Source organism: Flavobacterium sp. (assembly GCF_004295795.1).
In the GTDB taxonomy this organism is placed as follows: Bacteria; Bacteroidota; Bacteroidia; order Flavobacteriales; family Flavobacteriaceae; genus Flavobacterium.
In genome coordinates, this window is the sequence record NZ_SEBR01000006.1 from 115,049 (window position 1) to 139,388 (window position 24,340).

The 24,340-nt window shown below is 47.3% G+C and carries 21 protein-coding genes; 13 read left to right on the plus strand and 8 right to left on the minus strand.

The window, feature by feature from the left end:
• Window positions 1–71 precede the first annotated feature (71 nt).
• Both EOO49_RS07120 and EOO49_RS07125 read left to right on the plus strand, forming a co-directional pair.
• The gene (locus EOO49_RS07120; protein WP_290844127.1) at window positions 72–1,496 is read left to right on the plus strand and encodes a hypothetical protein; all 1,425 of its coding nucleotides are present in this window, start codon (window positions 72–74) and stop codon (window positions 1,494–1,496) included.
• A 131-nt stretch (window positions 1,497–1,627) separates the two neighbouring features.
• Complete coding sequence (locus tag EOO49_RS07125; RefSeq protein ID WP_290844129.1) at window positions 1,628–3,601, plus strand: KUP/HAK/KT family potassium transporter; 1,974 nt, start codon at window positions 1,628–1,630, stop codon at window positions 3,599–3,601.
• Here EOO49_RS07125 and EOO49_RS07130 read toward each other — a convergent pair whose 3' ends face one another.
• Window positions 3,602–4,747 carry a T9SS type A sorting domain-containing protein gene (locus EOO49_RS07130; RefSeq protein WP_290844131.1) on the minus strand — a complete coding sequence of 382 codons (1,146 nt, stop codon included), beginning with the start codon at window positions 4,745–4,747 and terminating at the stop codon, window positions 3,602–3,604.
• A 134-nt stretch (window positions 4,748–4,881) separates the two neighbouring features.
• Between EOO49_RS07130 and EOO49_RS07135 the strand changes: the two genes are divergently transcribed.
• Together EOO49_RS07135 and EOO49_RS07140 are read left to right on the plus strand one after the other, a co-directional pair.
• Window positions 4,882–6,096: a methyltransferase domain-containing protein gene (locus EOO49_RS07135; RefSeq protein ID WP_290844133.1), complete on the plus strand. Its 1,215-nt coding sequence runs from the start codon at window positions 4,882–4,884 to the stop codon at window positions 6,094–6,096.
• A 10-nt stretch (window positions 6,097–6,106) separates the two neighbouring features.
• On the plus strand, window positions 6,107–7,177 hold the full coding sequence (locus EOO49_RS07140) for an endonuclease (RefSeq protein WP_290844135.1): 1,071 nt from the start codon (window positions 6,107–6,109) through the stop codon (window positions 7,175–7,177).
• A 487-nt stretch (window positions 7,178–7,664) separates the two neighbouring features.
• Here the strand turns inward: EOO49_RS07140 and rho are convergent, their stop codons facing one another.
• Entirely contained in the window at window positions 7,665–9,566 is a 1,902-nt protein-coding gene (gene rho, locus EOO49_RS07145) for a transcription termination factor Rho (protein ID WP_290844137.1), read from the minus strand.
• A gap of 176 nt (window positions 9,567–9,742) precedes the next feature.
• Between rho and EOO49_RS07150 the strand changes: the two genes are divergently transcribed.
• The 4 genes from EOO49_RS07150 (at window position 9,743) to EOO49_RS07165 (ending at window position 13,025) form a co-directional block, all read left to right on the plus strand.
• Window positions 9,743–10,150 (plus strand): DUF4293 family protein, encoded by a 408-nt coding sequence (locus tag EOO49_RS07150; protein ID WP_290844140.1) that lies wholly within the window; start codon window positions 9,743–9,745, stop codon window positions 10,148–10,150.
• Window positions 10,151–10,353: 203 nt separating this feature from the next.
• Window positions 10,354–11,016, plus strand: coding sequence for a response regulator transcription factor (locus tag EOO49_RS07155; protein WP_290844142.1), 663 nt, complete (start codon window positions 10,354–10,356; stop codon window positions 11,014–11,016).
• Window positions 11,017–11,026: 10 nt separating this feature from the next.
• The gene (locus tag EOO49_RS07160; RefSeq protein WP_290844144.1) at window positions 11,027–11,335 is read left to right on the plus strand and encodes a hypothetical protein; all 309 of its coding nucleotides are present in this window, start codon (window positions 11,027–11,029) and stop codon (window positions 11,333–11,335) included.
• A 121-nt stretch (window positions 11,336–11,456) separates the two neighbouring features.
• The gene (locus EOO49_RS07165; RefSeq protein ID WP_290844146.1) at window positions 11,457–13,025 is read left to right on the plus strand and encodes a sensor histidine kinase; all 1,569 of its coding nucleotides are present in this window, start codon (window positions 11,457–11,459) and stop codon (window positions 13,023–13,025) included.
• A 319-nt stretch (window positions 13,026–13,344) separates the two neighbouring features.
• Here EOO49_RS07165 and EOO49_RS07170 read toward each other — a convergent pair whose 3' ends face one another.
• Window positions 13,345–13,839, minus strand: coding sequence for a metallophosphoesterase family protein (locus EOO49_RS07170; protein ID WP_290844148.1), 495 nt, complete (start codon window positions 13,837–13,839; stop codon window positions 13,345–13,347).
• A gap of 474 nt (window positions 13,840–14,313) precedes the next feature.
• Here EOO49_RS07170 and truA point away from each other — a divergent pair, with 474 nt between their 5' ends.
• From truA to lpdA, 3 genes are all read left to right on the plus strand, one after another.
• Window positions 14,314–15,075 (plus strand): tRNA pseudouridine(38-40) synthase TruA, encoded by a 762-nt coding sequence (truA, locus tag EOO49_RS07175; RefSeq protein WP_290844150.1) that lies wholly within the window; start codon window positions 14,314–14,316, stop codon window positions 15,073–15,075.
• Complete coding sequence (locus EOO49_RS07180; protein WP_290844153.1) at window positions 15,072–16,838, plus strand: ABC transporter ATP-binding protein; 1,767 nt, start codon at window positions 15,072–15,074, stop codon at window positions 16,836–16,838. The genes truA and EOO49_RS07180 overlap by 4 nt, the downstream gene beginning before the upstream one ends.
• A gap of 515 nt (window positions 16,839–17,353) precedes the next feature.
• On the plus strand, window positions 17,354–18,742 hold the full coding sequence (gene lpdA, locus EOO49_RS07185; RefSeq protein WP_290844155.1) for a dihydrolipoyl dehydrogenase: 1,389 nt from the start codon (window positions 17,354–17,356) through the stop codon (window positions 18,740–18,742).
• Here the strand turns inward: lpdA and EOO49_RS07190 are convergent.
• The 3 genes from EOO49_RS07190 to EOO49_RS07200 form a co-directional block, all read right to left on the minus strand.
• On the minus strand, window positions 18,718–19,200 hold the full coding sequence (locus EOO49_RS07190) for a hypothetical protein (protein WP_290844157.1): 483 nt from the start codon (window positions 19,198–19,200) through the stop codon (window positions 18,718–18,720). The genes lpdA and EOO49_RS07190 overlap by 25 nt on opposite strands.
• A complete protein-coding gene (locus EOO49_RS07195; protein WP_290844159.1) occupies window positions 19,190–20,185 on the minus strand; it encodes an aldo/keto reductase in 996 nt (331 codons plus the stop codon). The genes EOO49_RS07190 and EOO49_RS07195 overlap by 11 nt, the downstream gene beginning before the upstream one ends.
• Before the next feature lie 334 nt (window positions 20,186–20,519).
• Window positions 20,520–20,924, minus strand: a complete 405-nt coding sequence (locus EOO49_RS07200) for a MauE/DoxX family redox-associated membrane protein (RefSeq protein WP_290844160.1) — start codon at window positions 20,922–20,924, stop codon at window positions 20,520–20,522.
• Window positions 20,925–21,079: 155 nt separating this feature from the next.
• Between EOO49_RS07200 and EOO49_RS07205 the strand changes: the two genes are divergently transcribed.
• Window positions 21,080–22,495, plus strand: coding sequence for an alpha-amylase family glycosyl hydrolase (locus tag EOO49_RS07205; RefSeq protein WP_290844161.1), 1,416 nt, complete (start codon window positions 21,080–21,082; stop codon window positions 22,493–22,495).
• Window positions 22,496–22,571: 76 nt separating this feature from the next.
• Here EOO49_RS07205 and EOO49_RS07210 read toward each other — a convergent pair whose 3' ends face one another.
• Window positions 22,572–23,039, minus strand: a complete 468-nt coding sequence (locus EOO49_RS07210; protein ID WP_290844162.1) for a hypothetical protein — start codon at window positions 23,037–23,039, stop codon at window positions 22,572–22,574.
• Window positions 23,040–23,195: 156 nt separating this feature from the next.
• Complete coding sequence (locus EOO49_RS07215; protein WP_290844164.1) at window positions 23,196–23,555, minus strand: helix-turn-helix domain-containing protein; 360 nt, start codon at window positions 23,553–23,555, stop codon at window positions 23,196–23,198.
• A 105-nt stretch (window positions 23,556–23,660) separates the two neighbouring features.
• Here EOO49_RS07215 and EOO49_RS07220 point away from each other — a divergent pair, with 105 nt between their 5' ends.
• On the plus strand, window positions 23,661–24,293 hold the full coding sequence (locus EOO49_RS07220) for a nitroreductase family protein (RefSeq protein ID WP_290844165.1): 633 nt from the start codon (window positions 23,661–23,663) through the stop codon (window positions 24,291–24,293).
• Window positions 24,294–24,340 lie beyond the last annotated feature (47 nt).

Sequence of the window (24,340 nt, forward strand, 5' to 3'; positions counted from 1 at the left end):
AATGCGATTTTTTTGGCACAGTGTTTGAATTTTGGCTTTCAAGAAATTCAGCAACCAAAAAAACCAAGATTATGAAAACCAGGATATTTTACTCGATTTTCAGCCTGTTCCTCGCAACGGCTGCTTTTGCCCAGGACCGGACAACTGTCACGGCGACCAATTATGACGTGAGTGATAACCTCGACCTGAAAGCCGTCGCCTCGATTTTTGGCGACTCGCGCAATCTTCAGGATTTTGAGCAGCGATTGAACGATCCTGACAATCAAATCTCCAACCTTGACCTTAACCAGGACAACGAGGTCGATTACATCCGCGTGATAGAATCGACTCAGGGAAACACTAGACTTGTCGTGCTCCAGGCCGTTTTGGATAGGGATGTTTACCAGGATGTCGCCACGATCGAAGTTGAGAAAAGTGGAAACAATGTTCAGCTGCAGGTTGTCGGTGACGTCTACATGTACGGCCCGAATTACATTTACGAGCCGGTCTACGTAACGCGTCCGGTTTTTTATGACGCTTGGTGGGGAATCGGTTACCAACCTTACGTTTCATCTTGGTATTGGGGATATTACCCGTCTTACTGGCATGTTTGGAATCCGATGCCGGTTTACCGATACAGAAATCACGTGCACGTTCACGTCAACGTCCACAACCACTATAACTACGTGAATGTGAGAAGAAGCCGCACGGCAGCTACGATGTACAACGGCCGACGCAACGACGGTTATGCCCGACGCAATCCGAACCAATCGTTCGCCCAACGCCACGCCAACGTCTCCAACCGTCACGAACTCGAGAAAAGACGTGGTGATGCCAGACCGACAAGAACATCGGACGGAACCCGCGCCACAAGAGCGAATGGCACAAGAGCCAACAACGGCACAAGAGCCGAAGGCACAAGAAGCAACCGCGAAACGATCAAGAACGCGACGCGCAACAACGAGAAAGCCACGATCAAAAATTCGGGAACACGCGATTATCCAACGCGTTCCAACCCGAGAGGCGGACGTGAAAACGGTACGATCAAGAACGCGACCCGCGACAACGGAACGATCAAAAACGCCAATACAAGAGGCGAAGGACGCGCAAACGAAACCCGGGAAATACGCGCTACGAGAAGCGAAGCCACGCCAAGAACCCAAACTTCTCCCAGAAACGAATCAACGCCGAGAGCAGTGAATCAGCCGAATCGCGCCACTCGTTCCGAAGCTCCGCAAGCGCAACCGAGACAATCGGCACCGCAGATGCAGCAACCGAGACAATCGGCTCCGCAAATGCAACAGCCAAGACAATCGGCTCCACAAATGCAGCAGCCAAGACAATCGGCTCCGCAAATGCAGCAACCGAGACAATCGGCTCCACAAATGCAACAACCGAGACAAGCGGCTCCGCAAATGCAACAACAACCGAGACAGTCGGCTCCGCAAATGCAATCACCCGGTGGCGGTGGCAGCAACAGAGGTGGAAATGGCGGCGGCGGCGGCCGAAGAAATTAAAATCACGACCCTACATATTCCCAAAAAGCATCGTATGACACGGTGCTTTTTTGCGTTCCAAAAAAAAGGGCGCGCTTATCATTAATACGGTTAATAATCATAACTTTGCACCTTTATTCTTTATTGGAATCATGAGTTCACAACATCACGGCCTCCACAACAAGCTTACTTTTGCGGGCCTTTTGATTACCCTCGGGATCATCTACGGCGACATCGGTACTTCCCCGCTCTATGTAATGAAGGCCATAATTGGTGAGCACGCCATCAACAAAGACATCGTCCTGGGCGGAATTTCCTGCATTTTCTGGACGCTGACACTACAAACCACGATCAAATATGTCCTCATAACCCTTAGCGCGGACAACCACGGTGAAGGCGGGACTTTTGCACTTTACGCGCTCGTCAAAAAAACCAAGATCAAATGGCTTATCGTGCCCGCAATCATTGGTGGCGCGGCTTTGCTGGCAGATGGAATGATCACGCCGCCAATTTCGGTATCGTCCGCGGTTGAAGGCGTCAGGACATTTTATCCTGAGCTTAACACAGTTCCAATCGTAATCGGAATTCTCGTTTTCCTGTTTACCATACAACAATTCGGAACCAAACTCGTGGGCAAGTTCTTCTCGCCTATGATGATGATCTGGTTCGTGATGCTCGGAGTGCTCGGATTTATCCAGGTTATGGGCCATGCCGAAGTTCTGAAAGCGCTCAATCCTTACTACGGATACGAACTTTTGAAGATTCACCCTGAAGGATTTTATGTGCTGGGATTCGTTTTCCTTTGTACGACCGGAGCCGAAGCTTTGTATTCTGATATGGGACATTGCGGCCGAAAGAACATCCGCGTCAGCTGGATTTTCGTGAAAACGGTTTTGGTTTTGAATTACTTCGGACAAGCCGCATATCTCATTCAGCACGAAGGACAGACTTTGCAGGCGCTCGGCGGTGATTTCGGAAACCCGTTCTATCTCATGATGCCGGACTGGTTCAAGCCTTTCGGAATCGTGATTGCGACAATCGCTGCGGTAATCGCTTCACAAGCCATGATTTCGGGATCGTTCACGCTGATCAACGAGGCGATGCGACTCAGTTTCTGGCCAAAAGTCAAGATCAAATATCCTACGGAACTCAAAGGACAACTTTATATTCCATCGATAAACTGGTTTTTGCTTGCCGGATGTATAGGCGTCGTGCTGCACTTCCGCGAGTCGAAACACATGGAAGCCGCTTACGGATTGGCGATCGTCCTGTGTATGATCATGACTACGATCTTGCTCAATTATTACATGATCATGAAGCGCATCCCGTGGTACATTTTCTCTCCTATCGTCACGGTTTACCTTATTATCGAGTGCTCCTTCCTTTGGGCGAATCTCGACAAATTCCCTCATGGAGGCTACGTTTCCCTTTTCATTACCTGCGTTTTGATCGGTGTGATGGCGACTTGGTTCAAGGCCAAGAAAATCTCCAAAGCTTATACGAAATTCGTCAAGATCGAAGATTACAAAAAGGTTTTAGCCGATTTGAGCGTCGATTTGTCGATTCCGAAATATGCGACGCACCTCGTTTATATGACAAATGCGAACCGCACCGACGAAATCGAGGAAAAAGTGATGATCTCGATTTTGCAGAAACGTCCGAAGCGGGCCGATCTTTACTGGTTCGTCCACGTGAATATCCTTAACGAGCCTTATAAACGCGAGTACAAAGTGACCGAAATCATCAAGGACGACTTGTTCCGGATCGATTTCAACCTCGGTTTCCGCGAGCCGACACGTATCTCGATGATGTTCAAGGAAGTACTGAAAGACATGGTTCAAAAAGGCGAAGTCGACGTCACGTCTCGTTACGAATCGTTGAACCGAAACAACATCGTGGGCGATTTCAAATTCGTCCTTTCGGAAAAAATCCTTTCATACGACAGCGACCTGGGCTTCGACGAAAAAGTCATCATGAACACTTATTTCGCGATGAAGAAGTTCAGTTTATCCGAAGAAAAAGCCTTCGGACTCGACAGCAGTTCGGTCAAGGTCGAAAAATTCCCGCTTTTGCTGCATCCACCTGAAAAGATGGAGCTTACGCGAGTTTACAGAAGAAAGGAATAGTCATTTTTTGACAAGTTTACCTTTCAGTATCTGCCCCGGATCCGAAATCGAATAAAAATAAATCCCACTGGGAAAACCGGAAACGTCCAAGATTTGTTTGTCTTGGACGTTTTTCGTCAATAACAAGCGCCCGGAAGCATCGTGAAGCCTGAATTCGGACGGATTTTCGATACTGAAAGTGAGCTGCGTATCGGCCGGATTCGGAAAAACGACAGTATTCGATTTTGCAATCCCGGTAAAACCAAGACTTTGGCACTGTTCGCAATTGCGCATAAAAGTGATAGCAGCATCAGCTTCTATCGAAATATTGAAAGCCTCACCAGATTCACAATCTTGCAACAAACTGGCCTTGAGCCACTTTCCCAAGTAAGTTTCAATCACGGCATGTTGTTCCGCTCGCGTGATATCAGGACTCGGGCTGCACGTAATCTCGCCAAACTGGCAAAGCGCATTGAAATCGGACATCTGGCAATGACTCGCGCCAGTGATCGAAACGAAAGTCTTGCAGTCGCTTTGCAAGTTTTGGTACACAGGAAGTTGGTTCGTAGAAGCCGGCGTGATACAATCATTGGAACCCGCAAAAATCAACGCGGGTACCGAGATCGAGGAAGCCGCCGCGACTGCCGACGGGCTTGTCTCTGCTGCGGCCAAAACCGCCAAAGCAGCTATTTCAGGATGCTGACTCGCGGCAAGAACAGCTGCGCCGCCACCCATACTGTGCCCCATGACGCAGTCTGCCTGAGCGATTTTGCCGAAAAAAAATGCGTTTCCGTCGAGGTGCTGCGCATGAAGTTGCGTCAGACAGAACGCCAAATCTTTTGCGAAGGCGTCGTGAGATGGCGCAAGTCCGGTTTCCGTTTTCGGAAATATCAAAAGAAAACCCTGAGGCACGAGCGATTCCCAAATGTTGGAATAGGCAGACCACGTCATCACGAAACCGTGTCCGAACGCGATTGGCGGAAACGTCGCATCGGCTGGCGCGGCATTTTCTCCCGAAGTTACCGCCGGATAATAAATCTCCACATCGATAGTACGATTGTTTCGGGAAACGTCTGTATAAGTGGTCGAAAGGTGTCCGATCGCAAAATTTTGCGCCGACATCGGAACGCATACCAGAATCAGCAAAGAAAGTAAAATTGTTTTCATGGATCTATTTTTTGTAACAATCTAATTTACAGTTAATAATCAAATAATGGCCATATGTTAACTTCTGACAAACATTTGTTTAACCGCGCGTTTGTGTTCCGAATTGTGCTACCTTTGCGCCTCAATTTCCAAAAATGAGATTACACCGAAACCTCGTTTATACGACGATCGACTCGCTTAACGCGATTTTCAACGAAGGCGAATATGCCGATAAAGTCGTCGCCCGCGCACTCAAGAAAGACAAGCGTTGGGGCAGCGCCGACCGCAAGTTCGTAGCCGAGACCATATATGAAATCGTGCGATGGAAGCGACTTTACGCCGAAATTGCCGAAGTACGCGAACCTTTTGATCGCGACAACATCTGGAGAATGTTCGCCGTTTGGGCTGTCATGCGCGGTTACCCGATTCCGGACTGGAACCAGTTGCAAGGTACGCCTGAACGCAAGATCAAAGGCCGTTTCGACGAACTGACCAAAACCAGAAAACTCAAGGAATCGATTCCCGATTGGATGGACGAACTTGGCGTGAAAGAACTTGGGGAAGAGAAATGGGCGAAGGAAATCCATGCCCAAAACCAACCTGCTAAAGTGATTCTGCGTGTCAACACGTTGAATACGACAAAAGAAAAACTGCGCGCCATTTTAATGGATCTCAACATTGAGACCGAATTTCTTCCCGACCAGGCCGACGCTTTGGTGTTGAAAGAACGCGCCAATGTTTTCCTTACGGATGCATTCAAGCAAGGACTTTTCGAAGTTCAGGATGCCAGTTCGCAATTGGTAGCGCCTTTTCTCGACGTAAAACCTGGAATGAGAGTCGTCGACGCTTGTGCCGGAGCGGGCGGAAAAACGCTTCACATGGCGTCGTTGATGGAAAACAAAGGCCAATTGATCGCGATGGACCTGTACGAAAGCAAGCTCAAACAACTCAAGTTGCGCGCCAAAAGAAATGGAGCGTTCAACATCGAATACAGAATAATCGACTCGACGAAAGTCATAAAAAAACTTCAGGAGAAAGCCGACCGCGTCCTGATTGACGCACCTTGCAGCGGACTTGGCGTACTCAAGAGAAATCCCGACGCCAAGTGGAAACTGCAACCTGAATTCATCGACAACATCAGAAAAGTGCAGTCGGAGGTTCTGGAAAGTTATTCGAGAATGGTCAAACCCGGAGGAAAATTGGTCTATGCGACTTGTTCTGTGTTACCGTCTGAAAACCAGGAACAAATTGACCGTTTTTTAACAACCGAGGCGGGCAAAAATTTTACCTTTGTGAAAGATGAAAAAATTCTGGCCTCAGAATCAGGATTTGACGGATTTTATATGGCTTTATTAGAAAGAAAACAATAAGATTACCCCAATGAGAAAAATCTACGCTTTATTAGCTCTTGCCGTTTTTTCGATTTCGTTCGCCCAGAACGGTGCGCCGGCATCTCCTTACTACAACGGTTTCAATTTCAATTTGACCGGAACGGCGCTTAAGAACGCTTTAGCCACGCTTACCCAAAATAAGCACACGCATCAACTTACTTACGCACAGGTTTGGGATGCGCTGCAACTTGTAGATCGCGACCCGTCCAACTTGAGCAATGTTTTCCTGGTTTACGGATGGGAAAATGGCGCTGATTCCGATGTTACGAATGATCGTTCCCGCGACCGTTTCAACAACGGAGGAAGCAACGGACAATGGAATCGCGAACACACGTTCGCACAGGCCTTGGGCAATCCGGCTTTGGGTCAGGAAGGTCCGGGTTCGGATGCGCATCACTTGAGAGCAAGCGACGTGCAACGCAACAACTCCCGTGGAAACCTGAAATATGCCGCTGGTTCAGGCGTGCAGTCTTCAACCGTCAACGGCGGATGGTTTCCTGGCGATGAGTGGAAAGGCGATATAGCAAGGATGATAATGTACATGTACCTGCACTACGGAAGCCAATGTTTGCCGACTTTCGTTGGAGCGGGCGCCGTCGCAGCCTCAGACGCCAATATGCCTCAGATTTTCCTTCAGTGGAATGCCGAAGATCCAGTTTCTCAATATGAGGACAACCGAAATACTTATATGGGGTCGACCTCGAACACCTACGCTCAGGGAAACCGCAACCCATTTATCGACAATCCTTATCTGGCGACTGTAATTTGGGGCGGACCTGTTGCCCAAAACCGCTGGCCAAACCTCGCAACCGCAGATTACACTTGGTATAGCACCGTTTCGGTTTACCCGAATCCTACTCATGACAAAGTGAATATTTCGAGCGATCGCGATTTGGAGGAAATCGAAGTCATCTCGGTTAACGGACAAGTTGTTCGCAAGATCGAGCATCCGGTTTTTGTGGATCAGACTTTCAGCATCGACAATTTGCCGCAAGGTTTTTATATGATCAAGCTCTCTTCAGGAAACCAGTCTTTGGTGAAAAAAGTGATCGTGAATTGATCAAAAACCTGTCTAATACACTATTTGGCCTCCCGAAACGGAGGCTTTTTTTTGAAAAGTGCCCGAACGGGAAAGTACCTGCGTTTTTTTCCGAGTCACAGACTCGGTCACGCGTCTCGCGAAGTTACAAACTTCGCGACCCAGCAAAAACAACGCACCCCAAAAAGAAATCATACCAAAAAAAACCTACGGACTCCAATTTCGCGTGAGGGATAACGGCGTTGTCTGAGCTCTTTACCCAGCCCCAAAAGCTGGGCAAAAGCGAGCGCCGCTTAGCCCGACGGCGGTCTTCAGGCGTTGCTATGAAAACCCGACCTCCACTTGCCTCTGTAATTGCCCGCTGAAAAACGGCCGCCGGCACGCCCAAATAAAAAGGTGGCAGTGGGCAGTGGCAGTGGCAGTTTTCCAAACCTTAAAAAAGCGCAAAAAAAATCCCGATCAAAAGACCGGGACCATTATTAATTATTAATTAATAATTATTAATTAATCAGTTGTTCATCGAGACCAAAAATTCCTCATTGTTTCTCGTTTTCTTGAAACGGTCGTTGATGAAATCCATGGCTTCTACCGGATTCATGTCGCTGAGATATTTACGCATGATCCACATTCTTTGGAGCGTTGTCTCGTCGAGCAAAAGATCGTCTCTTCTCGTACTTGAAGACATCAGATCGATAGCCGGGAAGATGCGTTTGTTTGCGATTTTGCGGTCGAGCTGCAATTCCATATTGCCCGTTCCCTTGAATTCCTCGAAGATGACCTCGTCCATTTTTGAACCGGTTTCGGTCAAGGCCGTGGCGATAATACTCAAGGAACCTCCGTTTTCGACGTTGCGCGCGGCTCCGAAGAAACGCTTCGGTTTTTGCAACGCATTGGCATCGACACCACCCGAAAGTACTTTTCCCGACGCCGGCTGAACCGTGTTGTAGGCTCGTGCCAGACGCGTAATCGAGTCAAGGAGAATGACGACATCGTGTCCGCATTCAACCAAACGCTTGGCTTTTTCAAGAACGATATTCGCGATTTTCACGTGTTCCTGAGGCTCGCGGTCAAAGGTCGAGGCGATGACTTCACCACGCACGCTTCTTTGCATATCGGTAACTTCTTCGGGACGTTCGTCGATAAGAAGTACCAAAAGATAAACTTCGGGATGATTCGCCGCAATTGCATTTGCCACGTCTTTGAGCAACATCGTCTTACCCGTTTTTGGCTGGGCGACGATCATACCGCGCTGTCCTTTTCCTATCGGAGAGAACAAATCGATGATTCTCGTAGAAATCGTGCTCTGTTTCTCGGCCAATTTGAATTTTTCGGTAGGGAAAACCGGCGTTAGGTGTTCGAAAGAAATTCGGTCACGCACAATTTGCGGATCGTGCCCGTTTATTTTGAGGACGCGCACCAATGGAAAGAATTTTTCGCCTTCTTTTGGCGGACGCACCACACCTTTGACAGTGTCTCCCGTTTTAAGTCCGAACAGGCGGATTTGCGAAGTCGACAGGTAAATATCGTCAGGTGACGCCAGGTAATTATAGTCGGATGAACGTAAAAAACCGTATCCGTCTGGCATCATTTCGAGAACGCCTTCACTTTCGATGATACCGTCGAATTCGTAGTCGGCATCGCGGTAGTTTTGGGTTTTCTTGTCCTTGAAGTTCTTGTTTTGGTTTTGGTTTTGGTTCTGTTGCGAATTCCCGTTCTGGTTGTTTTGGGAGTGCTGGGCGTTTCCGTTGTTTTGGTTCGGATTCTGGTTTTGGTTTGGATTCGAATTTTGGTTTGGATTCGAATTTTGGTTCGGATTCTGATTGGAATTCGGATTTTGGTTCGGATTCGGACTTTGGGTCGGATTCTGACCGGAATTCGGATTCTGATTTTGCCCTTGATTCTTGTGGAAAGGCTTCTGTTGCGGGTTTTGCTGCTTCGGTTGCGGCTTTTCCTGTACAGGCTCGGCGGCTATCGAAACTTCGGCCTTTTCCTCGACTTTATATTCGGAAACGGCTTGCGGCAAATCGGCTGAATCTTCCTTTACTTTATTGAAACTTCCGGGTTTGCGGCCTCTTTTGCCTTTCTGGAAATCGCTTATTGGCTGAATTTGTTGAGGCGACGGCGCTTGAGGCTGTTCTGCTTCGACCGCTGCGGCTTCAAACGTGAATTCGGCTTGAGGCTCGGCGGTTTCAGTCGACTTTTCGTGCCCTATCCTTGCGCGTTTTTGCTTGTCCGGTTTTGTATCCGGATTTTCAGCAACCGCGTTATTGGCGGGATTTGCGGCGTCGTGATCTAATATCTGGTAAATGAGAGCATCCTTTTTAACGCCTGCAGACTTTATTTTACGGGCTTTGGCAAGGTCCTGAAGCTCAGGAAGCTTCATTTCTTTTAACGAAGAAATATCTAACATGAATGAAAGATGTGTATTAAGTGAAATGGAATTGTAATGGAAAAAATGGGTGGTGGTTTAAAGAACCGCGGTTGAAGTACTTACGGTTGTGTCATGCAATATTACGAATAAAAATGTTTTTTCCAATAGCAATTATCAAAAAGAAAAATTATTTTTGCGGAAGTCAAAACCGTCAGATGTTTCAAAGAATACAAACCGTTTACCTCGCCCTGGCCCTTATCGTCAGTGGTGTTTTGCCATTTGTCTTCCCTTTGTGGAGCGAAGGCGGAAAAGCGGTTTATTTCATGCAGTCGGCATTGTATTCGGTTTTTTTCGGATTGAGCACTACATTTGCGTTGCTTTCCATCCTCACGTTCCAAAAAAGACAACAGCAGTTTGTGATAAACAGGCTGAACATGATATTAAATTTAATTTTGTTGGGATTATTCCTTTATCGGTCACTAACTGTATCTGGAGGTGAAACTTCACCGGAGAAAGGTATTGGGATGCTTCTTCCTATCGTTTCTATCGTTTTGCTTGTTCTCGCGAACAAGGCCATAAAGAAGGACGAAGATCTCGTAAAATCTGTTGACAGGTTGCGATAATCTCACGAAACTTAGTTTATTTTAGTGCGAAGAAAGACCCGGAACTCTCCGGGTTTTTTTATGGCCGTAAGTCGCCTGGCCCTCACTGTCAGATTTGTAGGAAAAACCGCAGTGACAAAATCCGGTATTTGCGAAATATCCCTAAAAATAGGGATTGGAACGCGTTCGTATTTATGTTAGATTTGGCCGAAATACCCAAACAAATGAACCCGAAGATCAAAGTGTACCTGGCTGATGACCATCAGTTATTGATAGATGGCATGCAGGCTGTTCTCAAAACGCGACCAAATTTTGAGGTCGTCGGATTCTCGAGTAATGGCGAAAAGCTATTCGAAAACGCTTCTGAAAAAAATACCGACGTACTCGTAATGGACATCAACATGCCCATAAAAGACGGACTTTCGGTTTTGAAGGAACACTCGGGTCATGAATTTCCGTTCAAGGTGATCGTGCTTTCCAGCTATGACGATTTGAAATTGGTTCGCGAAGTCATGAAACTCGGCGCCTTGGGTTACATCACCAAGCAAAGTGCAGGCGAGAATATCGTCGAGGCTATCGAACTGGTCAACAAAGGAGAGGAATATTTCTGTCCGACGATAAGCGACAAGATCTTCAACAGTTTCGCCAAAGGAAATCCCAAAGTAAACACTTACGGAAACAGTTTCGCCTCTGCCCTGACCGATCGGGAAACCGAAGTGCTTATCCTGATCTCGCTAGAATACAGCGGAAAGGAAATCGGCGAGGAACTTTTCATAAGCCAGCACACGGTCGAGACGCACCGCAAAAATCTCATGAAAAAACTCGAGGTGAATTCGTCGGTCGGACTCGTGAAATACGCCATCAAGCAAAATCTTATCAACCTTTAAAACCTAACTTATGTCATTATTTACTTATCTGGGCTCTTACGCCGTTTCTACAGCAGACAACATCACCTTTTCGGTAACTTTTACGATTCCTGACAATTGCGGATTCCAGACTTCGGGAGCGAACGGCACGTATTGTATCGCCATCGCATTGAACTCCGGCGCGTCGTTACCGAGCACGAATTTCGTTCCGCAAACCGCAAGTTTGTTGTCCAACAGAGGCTTTTTTGAAGCCGATTTCCTGATGCCTGACCAAAAAGGTGTCAAAAAACCCAAAATCTCGGCAGTAAGTAACGTCGGAACCGAGGAAGAAGAAGAATAAGGTGACGCGTTTTTTACTAATGGCTTTTTGCTTTTATTCAGCGAGTCTCTGCGCCCAAGTCAAAAACGGGAGCAGAGATTCCGCTGATATTTACATCAATCAGAACGATTTCAGGAAGGCCTTGAAATATTCCAACGAGGCTTATTTAAAGTACAAGCGAGAGAACAACGTTCCGAAATTAATCCTGGTCGCCAAACGACAATCGCTTATCTATTTCAAACTTGGAGACAGCGAAAAGGCCACCGAAATCCTTTATGACGCCCTGAAATTGACAGAGCGCGAAAACGATGAGAAAAGCCAGGCGATCGTGCTCCGGGAAATGGGCGACCTGCTCTACAGACGAGTCGATTATAAAACGGCGATGAAACGCTACCACGCCGGACTCAAGATCGCGCGAAAGATCAAAAACGACAGCCTCGAAGGCGACTTCATGCAAGGATTGTTCAATGTGCACGCAGACAAACTGACGGACAGCACCGAATATTTCCTTTCCCGTGCCAACGCTTTCAAGTTTGCGCTTAAAACCCACGCCGGAAATTATTCGGCTTACAATAACTCGTTCATCTATCATTACCAGAAAGGCGATCTCAAAACGGCCGCCAAAGATGCGGACAGTATGGTCGCAGAGGCAAAAAAACTGAATTCCAAACTTGGTCTTACTGGCGCTCTTGGCAATCGCGCCGGCGTCTATTACGACCAAAAGGATTTCGCGAGTGCCAAAAAGCTGTACGACGAGATGTTTTTGCTTCAAAAAGACACGATCTCTACCGAAATGGGCGAATTCTATTACACCTACTCCGGAATTCTTTACGGATTGGGCCGATACAAAGAAGCTTACGACTACGCAGAAAAATCCATCGATTTGATGGGCGACACTTACGGAGAGGAAGTCAACAGTTCGATCCGCGACGTCGAAACGCTTTACCTGGTAGAAAAGGAAACCGAAAAAAGACAGCGCGACCTGCAGGTTTTCTACATCGTCGGGGCCGTATTTGCCCTCACACTTATCTTGCTCTATTTCTTTTACCAGAACAGCAAGCTCAAGCAAAAGAACAAGTTGATCGAGATAGAAACCGAAACCAGCCAAAAATTGCTCTCTACGACACTCGACGCACGCGAAATCGAAAGAAAGGAAATCGCGGCCGTGTTACACGACAATGTCAGTGCATTGCTTTCGTCAGCGGGATTGCAGCTAACGGCCTTCTCTGCCCAACAAGGCGACAACGAGGAAATTGCCAAGACGCGAAAAATACTTCGGGAAGCGCATGACAAAGTTCGCGATCTCTCGCACGAGCTCGTTCCGACTTTGCTCGTAAAATTCGGACTTGCGTACGCTTTGGAAGATCTGTGCGAGAAATTTTCGACACCCGAACTCGAGTTTAGGTTCAGCCACGACGCATCGGCAAAACGATACGACGAAGATCTTGAAACGAGAATTTATTTCATCACAAGCGAATTGCTCAACAACGCGATCAAACATTCGGGAGCGACCAAAGCCGAACTTTCGCTCAAGTCAGAAAAAGAACTTTCGATAAAAGTAGCAGATAACGGAAAAGGCTTCGACACCTCAAAACCGGACGGTTTCGGACTCACGCAAATCAGGGCAAGGGTCGCCTCGATGAACGGAAAAGTGAACGTGTCGAGTAAAATAGGAAGCGGAACATCGATCGAAATCACGATACCGGTGTGAAAACCAAAAAAAACAAATTCCAAATTCCAAATTCCAAATTCCAACTGCAACACAGTAACCGTTGATATGAAAACACCAAAAAAATAAAATTGTAATACAACCCAATCAATAGTAAAAGCATCTGGAACAGAAAGTCAGTCGAATTGATATTGAATCAGAATTTTTTTCAATAGCAAAACGGACGGAATTGTCCCGACAGTCAAGGATTGGAATTTCGAATTGGATTTTGTCCTGACGCCCAAGCATTGGGATTTGGAATTTGGGATTTGTCCCGACAGCTCAGGATTGGAATTTGGATTTTGGGATTTGGATTTTGAAATTACTTTCGCCCCAACTCCACAATCTCCATATCGCGAATATCTTTTCCATCAATGACGAAACGCAACATCGTCCTGACCTGATGGAAACCGCTTTTCCCGGCGGCACCGGGGTTCATGTGCAACAAACCTAACTTTTTGTCAAACATAACTTTCAGAATATGCGAATGTCCACAGATAAAGATTTTAGGAGGATTTCTCCTGAGCTCGTCCCGAATCTCGGGGTTGTATTTGTCGGGATAACCGCCAATATGCGTTATCCACACCTCGACGTCCTCACACATAAAACGGTCGTTGAGCGGAAATTCCAGTCGGGCCGTCGCTCCGTCGATATTGCCGAAAACGGCGCGCAACGGTTTTACCGCCTTGATCGCGTCCGTGACAGCGAGGTTTCCGATGTCGCCCGCATGCCAAACCTCGTCGGCCTGTAAAACATAGTTAAGGATCACGTCATCGATATGACCGTGCGTATCCGATAATAGAAGGATTTTTTTCATCTGAAGCAAATTCCCGCTGCCCGCTGTTAGCTTTCTCAAACCGGCCTGCGTTTGCAACCCAAAACCAAGAGCTTCCTCCGGTCGCTTTGTTTTTGGGGCAAACGCGGGCCGCTTTTTCAAAAGGCTAGCCGCTTGCATCGGGGCTAGGCTCAAAGGTAGGGAATTGCTTTTGGATGTTTGGAAAGCGGTTGCAGTGGCAGTGGCAGTGGCAGTAGCAGTGGCAGTGGCAGTAGCAGTGGCAGTGGCAGTGGCAGTAGCAGTGGCAGTAGCAAAAAGCAGTGGCAGTAGCAGAAAGCAGTGGCCGTGGCAGAAGTAGATTCAAGTACAGACCAATCGCGACTACTTGTGGCAAAAGCGCAAATTAACATTCCATTAGATTTCCGACGGACGACCTTGCCGCTTTTATGCTTACTTTTGTGATCCGTTTTGGAACTCGTCCAAAGACCAGAACGCAGTATCCGGACACCTCGAAAAATGCGTTACTTCCTCCAATTTTCCTATAACGGCACACTTTACAAAGGCTGGCAAATCCAACCCGACGCCTTGTCCGTACAGGAAACTTTGCAAAAAGCGCTTTCCGTTTTATTGGGTGAAACCTTGGAAATTATGGGCGCAGGAAGAACCGACACAGGCGTGCACGCAAAACTCATGTACGCCCATTTCGACACTGAAACCTATTTCGAAATCCCTTTTCTGGTAAATCGGTTGAATTCGTTTTTGCCGCAGGACATCGCCGTTTTCGATATCATTCCTACGCACGACGATGCCCACGCGAGATTCGATGCCACACAGCGCACTTACGAGTACCACGTCCACCAGCACAAAAACGTCTTTCTTGAAAACCTGAGTTTCCATCATTTTCGCGATCTCGACGTAGAAGCGATGAATCTCGCGGCGCGTCAACTGTTGTTGCACGACGACTTCGAATGTTTTTCAAAAGTGAATACTGACGTAAAGACTTTCCTCTGCAAAATCACGCATGCACATTGGGAAAAAACAGGTGACAAACTCGTTTTCACGATTTCCGCCGACCGGTTTTTGAGAAACATGGTGCGCGCCATCGTCGGAACTTTGATTCAGGTCGGCCTTGGCAAGAAAAGTCTCGAGGAGTTCACCAAAATCATCGAAAGCAAGAACCGTTCAAACGCCGGATTTTCGGTTCCCGCCAAAGGATTGTATCTTGTGGACGTAAAATATGAATACATAAAACCGCCCCAAAACGGACAGACAACATGAAAGCAAAAGCGTTCGACACACGTTTATTCTCGCGGATTCTCACTTACACGAAGCCCTATCGAACAATGTTTTACGGCGTTGTCGCATCGGCAATTCTACTGTCGATATTCGCGGCTTTGCGCCCGTATCTGCTAAAAAACACCGTCGATTCCTATATCCAGCAACGCGACGCCAAAGGACTTTTGTTCTATGTCGTTCTCATGGGAATCGTACTCGTATTCGAGGTTTTGTCGCAATTCTACTTCGTGTTCTGGGCAAACTGGCTCGGTCAGGATATCATCAAGGACATTAGAAACAAGATGTTCGCCCACTTGTTGAGTTTCCGAATGAAATATTTCGACAATGCTCCGGTAGGACAACTCGTAACCCGCGCGGTGTCTGACATAGAACAAATTGCGAGAATTTTCAGCCAAGGCCTTTTCATGATCATTTCTGACTTTCTCAAAATGGTCGCCGTACTGGTTTTCATGTTCTACATGAACTGGAAACTCGCGTGGATTGCAGTTTTGGCAATGCCGGTCTTGTTCTACATCACGAGAATTTTCCAACGCAAGATGCAACTCGCTTTCGAGGAAGTGAGAACGCAGGTCGCAGCCATGAACACTTTTGTGCAGGAACGCGTCACGGGAATGAAAATCGTGCAACTTTTCAACAGGGAACGCATCGAGTACGAAAAATTTCGTGACATCAACGACAAACACCGAAAAGCCTGGGTCAAGACAATTTTGTACAACTCCATCTTCTTTCCTATTGCCGACATCATTTCGGCTTTCACGCTCGGAGCCGTGATCTGGTATGGCGCGAACCTGATTCTCGACAAAGATTTGACGACATCGCTTGGAGATTTGACCACTTACACCATGTGTATCGGAATGCTGTTCAATCCATTGCGTCAAATCGCCGACAAGTTCAACGAGATGCAAATGGGAATGATTTCGGCCAACCGCGTCTTCGAAATTCTTGACATCACAGAAGAAGTCCAGCAAACCGGAACGATTGAAGCCCCGAGTTTCAAAGGCGACATCAAATTTACGGGCGTCCGTTTCAGTTACACCGGCAACGAAGAAGTCATAAAAGGCATCGACCTCAAGGTGAATGCTGGCGAAACTATCGCGATCGTCGGTTCGACGGGAGCCGGAAAATCGACCATAATCAATCTTTTGAACCGTTTTTACGAAATAAGCGAAGGCAGTATTTACGTGGACGGACAAGACGTGAGAAACTACAGACTCGAATCGCTTCGCAAACAGATCGCCGTCGTCTTACAAGATGTGTTTTTGTTTGCCGATACGATCTACAACAACATCACGCTCAACAACGACACCATCCCAAAAGAAGAGGTCATCGCGGCAGCCAAGCGCATTGGCGTACACGATTTCATCATGAATTTGCCCGGCGGATACGATTACAACGTCAAGGAAAGAGGCGTCATGCTTTCGTCCGGACAACGACAGCTCATTGCGTTTCTGCGCGCTTTCGTGAGCAATCCCGCGATTCTGATCCTCGATGAAGCCACGTCCTCGGTTGACACTTACACAGAAGAATTGATCCAGCACGCTACCGAAACAATCACCGCCGGACGAACATCCATAGTGATCGCGCACCGTTTGGCGACAGTCGTAAAAGCCGACAAGATCGTCGTGATGGACAAAGGCCTTATCGTCGAAGAAGGCACGCACCAGGAATTGTTGGGCAAAAGCGAAGGCTATTACAGGAATCTTTACTTTTCCCAATTCGTCACCGAAGAAGAAAATCAGTCCTGAAACAATAACGGATCAACAAAGCCAAATCACGAAAAACTGCTGGCAAAACCTTATTTCATCAACAACGTCCGAAGTGATTTCGGGCGTTTTTTTTTGGAGCTATTCCGGCTATTCGCTAGTAGCTTCCTAAAAAACGTCGGGTGCTGTAACGCGCCCCAAGAGCTTCCTCCGGTCGCTTTGGGGCGCGAACAGCACCACGCCGTTTTTCGCGAAAGGCTAGCCGCGATATCCGGGCTAGAATTCCCAACGACACAAAAAACACTGAATAACAACGACTTATCCGACAGTAAACGCTTACAAACGATTATAAACGACAGTAAACGTTTAACAACCGACTAATTCGGTTGCTATTTCCCAACTTCGCAACGTCGATCGGCATACGTCTCGATTCCCAAACACCGAAACGTTTCCCGACAAGCGACATTCAAAGCGGTATCGAACACCAAAACACAAACTTATGGACTTGGCATTTTCGCACATATTCACTACTTTCGCACAGCAAAAAATAGTCAATCATGAAATACGACGTTATAGTTTTAGGAAGCGGGCCAGGCGGTTATGTAGCCGCTATCCGCGCGGCTCAACTGGGTTTTAAGACCGCGGTTGTGGAACGCGAGAGTTTGGGTGGAATCTGCTTGAATTGGGGTTGTATCCCAACAAAGGCGCTTTTGAAATCGGCCCAGGTTTTCGATTACCTGAAACACGCTTCCGATTACGGACTGACCGTAACGGCTTACGATAAGGATTTCCCGGCAGTGATCCAACGTTCGCGCGGTGTCGCTGACGGAATGAGCAAGGGAATCCAGTTCCTTATGAAGAAAAACAAGATCGACGTCATCGAAGGTACGGGGAAATTGAAACCCGGGAAAAAGCTCGACGTAACATCAAAAGACGGCAATAAGACAGAATATTCCGCCGACCACATCATCATTGCGACCGGAGCACGTTCGCGCGAATTGCCGAACATTCCGCAAGACGGAAAAAAAGTGATCGGTTATCGCCAGGCAATGACCTTGCCGGAGCAACCGAAATCGTTGATCGTAGTCGGTTCGGGAGCGATTGGAGTCGAGTTCGCTCACTTCTACCATTCGATGGGAACAGAAGTCACAATCGTGGAATTCCTTCCGAACATCGTGCCTTTGGAAGACGAAGATATCTCGAAACAATTCGAGCGTTCCATAAAGAAAGCCGGAATCAAGGTGATGACGAGCTCTTCCGTTGAGCGTATCGACACTTCCGGTAATGGTGTGAAAGCTTACGTGAAGACGGCGAAAGGCGAAGAAGTTATCGAGGCCGATGTTTTGCTTTCGGCTGTCGGAATCAAGACCAACATTGAAAACATCGGGCTTGAAGATGTTGGCATTGCCACCGATCGCGACAAAATTCTCGTGAACGATTGGTACCAAACCAACATTCCGGGTTATTATGCGATCGGCGATGTAGTTCCGGGTCAGGCTTTGGCTCACGTGGCTTCTGCCGAAGGAATCACTTGTGTCGAGAAAATCAAAGGTTTGCACGTAGACAAGATCGACTATGGAAATATTCCTGGTTGTACGTATGCAACTCCGGAAATCGCATCTGTAGGAATGACCGAAAAACAGGCCAGAGAAAAAGGATATGAACTCAAGATCGGTAAGTTTCCGTTTTCGGCTTCAGGAAAAGCGAAAGCTGCCGGAACGCCTGACGGTTTCGTAAAAGTGATCTTCGACGCCAAATATGGTGAATGGTTGGGTTGTCACATGATTGGCGCCGGCGTTACAGACATGATCGCCGAGGCAGTCGTTGCCAGAAAACTGGAGACGACCGGGCACGAAATCATCAAATCGGTTCACCCTCACCCAACGATGAGCGAAGCTGTGATGGAAGCCGCCGCCGACGCTTACGGCGAGGTGATCCACTTGTAAATCAGTACTTGAAAGTCGGTTTCGACTCGATATAGATTCAAATAAAAATCCGCTTGAGAGAGCGGATTTTTTTTATTATCACAAAATCTTGTCAGTTGAAATTCAAAGATTCGGACTTTGGTCGCTGTCGTACTGTAAAAAGTGATTTTCCCGATGTGAGTTACCGCCTCGTCCACCGAATAATCCCTTGAACGGATGCGACAATCAAAAAAAGACAACCCATTGTCACCCCAAAAACCGCGACGTTCAATGACGGAACTTCTCCCGAAGTATAGTTTGCCGGTGTCGCCCAATTCACGATTTGAACGGCGAGCCCGATCAAGATCCAGCTCAATAGGAAATTGCCCAAAGACAATAGCAAAAACCGTTTCCCCGAAATATCCAATCTCCCGAAATACAGCTGTAAAACAAGCGGAACAATAAGAAAAAACGAACTCAGCCCGGCAATCATCTGACAAGTTTTACCTGGTTGAGCGCTGCTGTGATTTTTTCGATTTCTTCTTTAGTCAGTGATTTTTCGACGGCTTTCGCATTCTGGACGGCTTGTTCCTCATTTCTCGCACCTGCAAGGGCGATCGTTATTCCGGGTTGTTCCAGCGTCCAGAGCAGTACGAGCTGACCGATCGACAAATCTTTCCCGTCGGCAATTGGTTTGATTTTTTGGAGAAAGTCGTTTATGCTTGCGATATTCTCGTCTTTGAACTGCCAAAGGTTTTTGCGATGATCGCCTTCGTTGAAATTTTGTCCCGGTTTCATTTTTCCGGTCAAAAGGCCGCGGTCCATCGGGCTGTAAGCGAGAATTCCTTTGTTGTTTTCGAGACAATAGGCAATCATGTCTTTCTCGATTTCGCGTCTCGTCATCGAATACGGAACTTGATTCGACGCCAGATTCACATACTTCTCGGCTTCTTGCATTTGGCCGACATTGTAGTTGCAAACGCCCGCATAACGCACTTTCCCATCTTTGATCAGCTTTTCTACAGCCGTGAAACTTTCCTCGATTGGCGTTGTCGAATCAGGCCAGTGGATTTGGTAAAGATCGATGTAATCCGTTCTCAGGCGGCGCAAGCTTTCCTCGCATTCCTTGACGATGCTTTCGGCTCCGGCGTATTTGTAGACGTCGATGTCTTTTCCGAGATTGTTTTGGGAATGCATCGCAAAATCGCCTTTGGCCAAATCCCAACGCATTCCGAATTTTGTTAAAATGTGGACTTTGTCACGAGGAATCACCATAAGCGTTTCACCGACAATTTGCTCACTCGCCCCTTGCCCGTAGATTGGCGCCGTGTCGATTGCGTTTACACCGTGATCGATCGCGGCTTCGATGGCGCGTATCGCGTCGTTGGATTCGTTTCCGCCCCACATCCAGCCACCGGCAGCCCACGCTCCGAAAGTTATTGTTGAAAGATTTAGGTCCGTGTTTCCGAGTTTTCTGTAGTTCATTTTTTTCTTGCTTGGTGCGAAGTTGTTGAGTGCCTCGATTCGCAGAACAAAAACTTCGTCATTAGAAATTGGTTTTGTCGTTTTCCAAATTTAAGGCTTGACGGCGATTGTTGGAACTATTTCCGATGGTTTCGATCGATGGAATTCGCGTGAGCGATGGCGGCTTTGTCTGAGCTCTTTTTGCCTGCCGGTTTTTTGTTCCGAAACGGGAACTTCGTGCAAAAAAGCGAGTGCCGTCCAGCGCGACGGCGGCTTCCAGACTTTAAATTGAAACCAACTTGTGAGGCTTACCGCAAACTGCCATTTGAAAAACGGCCGCCGGCACGCCCAAATATCAAGCGTAAACCTTTTTTACGAAAAAGTTGTCGACCGCAAGCGTATTGCTCGAGACGAAATAAAGCAAAACCGCGAAATAGCCCGCGTGGACCAACTGGCTTGTGATCGCGTCCCAATTCTCTACCGTGGTCGATCCGAAGACCAAAATGGCCATCACAAACAGTCCGGCGAAAAGCGACTGACGCGTGAAAAGTCCCAGAAGCAACAGCAAGCCGATCGCGAATTCGAGAATCGGAAGCGCGTAACTGAACGGGCGCACGAGTTCTGCGGGCAAAATCGATTTTTCCATTGAAGTCAACATCCAGTCGCTGAATTTGTCGAGTTTGGGCAAACGAACGAGTCCGTGGCCGAAAAAAGAGAAGGCCAGCGGAAGCCGTGCCGCGAAATACCAATATTTTTCCATGGTGGTCTTTTTCTAAAGTTACACTTTTAGGTTCGAGGATTTTCTCAACAAAAACAAAAAGATTCGAATTTGTGCGATTGGCAATTCTATCAGATAATCTCGCAAACCGATGGACATTCTTGACATTTGCTTACATTTAATAAATTTTGAATCCGATGAAAAGAATACTTCCAATCTCGATCTTGTCTGTCCTACTGACGTTTTTCTCTTGTGACAAATCGGGCAAAACCGATACATCCGACAAAAAATCCGATCCTTATCAACCTTCGGAATACGTAAAAGTCAAGCATCCGGAATGGTCGAAATCGGCTACGATATACGAAGTCAATATTCGCCAATACACGAAAGAAGGCACTTTCAAAGCGTTTGAGGAACACTTGCCGCGACTCAAGGAAATGGGCGTCGACATTTTGTGGCTTATGCCGATCCATCCGATAGGCGTCGAAAAACGCAAAGGCACGCTCGGAAGCGAATATTCAATCAAGGATTATTTGGGCGTGAATCCCGAATTCGGAACCAAGGAAGATTTCAGACATTTGGTCGACAAAGTGCATTCTATGGGCATGCACATCATCATCGACTGGGTCGCGAACCATTCTTCTTGGGACAATCCGCTGGCCAAGCAACATCCGGATTGGTATTCCAAAACGCCCGAAGGCAATTTCCAGCCAACGCCATGGTACGATTGGGATGATGTGATCGACTTCGACTACGAACAACCTGGTTTGCGCAAATACATGACCGAAGCGCTCGTCTATTGGGTCAAAGATTTTGACATCGACGGTTATAGATGCGATACCGCGGGTTTTATCCCAACCGATTTTTGGGACAACGCCAGAACCGAACTCGATGCCGTAAAACCCGTATTCATGCTCGCCGAATGGGAATCGCGTGACCTGCACGAGTATGCTTTCGACATGACTTACTCGTGGACGCTTTTCGACAAGATGACGGCCGTGACGCGCGACCACAAAAGCACCGCCGGATTGGTGGAATATCTGGCCCACGACGAAAGCACATTCCCGAAAGGCGGCTATCGCATGCTTTTTACCGACAACCACGACATGAATTCCTGGAACAAAAATATGGTAGCGAATTTCGGGGACGGACTCAAGGCCTCGATGGTCTTGTGCGGAATGATAAACGGAATGCCCTTGTGCTACGGCGGTCAGGAAGCCGGGCTCGACCGTTCGCTCAAGTTTTTCGACAAAGATGAAATCGATTGGTCAAAGCTGCCTTATGCACCTATGTTCAAGACAATTTTCGACCTGAAACACAATAACAAAGCGCTTTGGAACGGAAACGAAGGCGGCCACATGATTCGCATATACAACGACAAACTCGACAACGTTATCTCGTTCTCACGCACCAAAGATGACAATCGCGTCATCGCAGTCGTGAATTATTCCGATCAAAAAACAACGGTAAAACTCGATTCGAAATATCAGAAAGGCAAATACAAGGACGCTTTTTCGGGTAAGGAAATCGAACTCAAAGGCGATGATATTTTTGAATTGGACGCTTGGGGATATTTGGTTTTGACCGGAAAAATGGAATCAATTAGTAATTAATAATGAATAATGAATGATCAGGTCGGAGAAAAGGACTTTCTTACCCTTTCTTGTCTCAAACAGTTTCGCGACGAAATCAAATTTTGGTAAAAACGACACCGTTTCCAGAATCCGGATCGCCGTAGACGATTGCGAATCCATCGGGTTTTTCTTCACCTGTAAGTTCGAGATATTTGGCGCTTTCGGGTGCATTTTCGAGATAAATGCCATAATTGGGATCTCGTGAAAAGCCCGAATCCACTACGCCGAAAGAATCGATCGACCACTTTCCCGAGAACGAAAGCTGGCGTGAAAATTTGTAGTCCAAAAGGTTGTCCGATTTGAAAACCGGGAAATTGTAAGCCCTGTAGCTGCCGTCTTTACGAAATACGATTCTTGGTTTGTTTTCGAATTTCAGGTCGCGATCCATCGTTTGGCGTTTCAGAATGTATGTGCCGACAACCCCGGCCGACGTTGGTTTCTCCATCAGATACAAATGCGCAAACGGATTGTATTGGCAGGAAACAAAAACCGTAAGCAGCACTAAAAGTCCAATCTTTTTCATACTTCCACTTTGATAAAACAGATTTGTGTTTTCAACAACTTTAACGTCGGAGTCGCAGACTCCGTCACGCCTATCGCAAAGTCAAAGACTTCGCTCCCCACAAAAAGAAGCCCACATTACGATTTCCCGGCAGCAAAAGCAGCACCAACCCAAAAATCACTTCAATCCATCAATAATCCGCCGACGATGCGCCAAACCCCAATCTGAAATCACCGCAGTCAGTTCTTTCAATGTCGCGCCATATTCGGTAATCGTATATTCCACCGAAATGGGTTGCGTATCGAGTACTTTTCTAGAAATCAATCCATTCACCTCGAGTTCTTTCAAGTCGCGGCTCAGTACTTTTCCCGAAATGCCGTCGATCTGGCGCAGTAAATCGCTGAATCGGCTCGGGTGAAAACACAAACTGGCGATGATCGAGATTTTCCATTTTCCACCGATCAAGTCCATCACATCGTGGATCGCGCGTATCGATTTGGTGCATCCGGTAAGCTGAAGCGGTTCGAGTAGTTCCATTAGTTGTCAGTTGGTGACAATTTTGTCACGGTTACTTTTTGTCACAAAGTTACATAAACACAGAAGGTAGCTACTTTCGCCTTACGAAATAAAATATTTATCCAAATGACTTTACACGACAGCCTTAAATGGCGTTACGCGACCAAAAAAATGAACGGAAACAAAGTTCCGGACGACAAATTACACTACATTCTCGAAGCGGCTCGCCTTGCGCCATCGTCTTCCGGATTGCAACCTTATGAGATTTTCGTGATTTCCGACAAGGCGATCCTGGAGAAAATCCGACCGATTTCTTTCGACCAAAGCCAGATCACGGACGCTTCCCACGTGCTCGTTTTTGCAGCTTGGGACGGATACTCACTCGAAAAAATCGACCACGTCTTCAAAAGAACCGCAGCCGAAAGAGGTTTGCCGCCTACGCAGATGGACGATTACAAAAATATGTTGTGGAGCATGTACGAACCTCGCGGAAAAGAATGGCAGGCCAATCACGCAGCCCGACAAGCCTACATTTCGTTTTCCATGGCGATCGCCGCCGCGGCGGAACAAGGCGTGGACGCGACTCCGATGGAAGGTTTCCTGAACGAAGAACTCGACAAAATCCTCAACCTTGGCGAGCTCGGGCTCAAAAGCGCGGTCATTTTGCCGATCGGTTACCGGGATGCTGAACAGGATTGGCTCGTGAACATGAAAAAAGTGAGAACGCCAGAATCGGAATTCATTCACCATATCGACTGAGGTTGATCTTCAAATTGTCGGATCTTCGGGTTGTCGGACTTCCGATA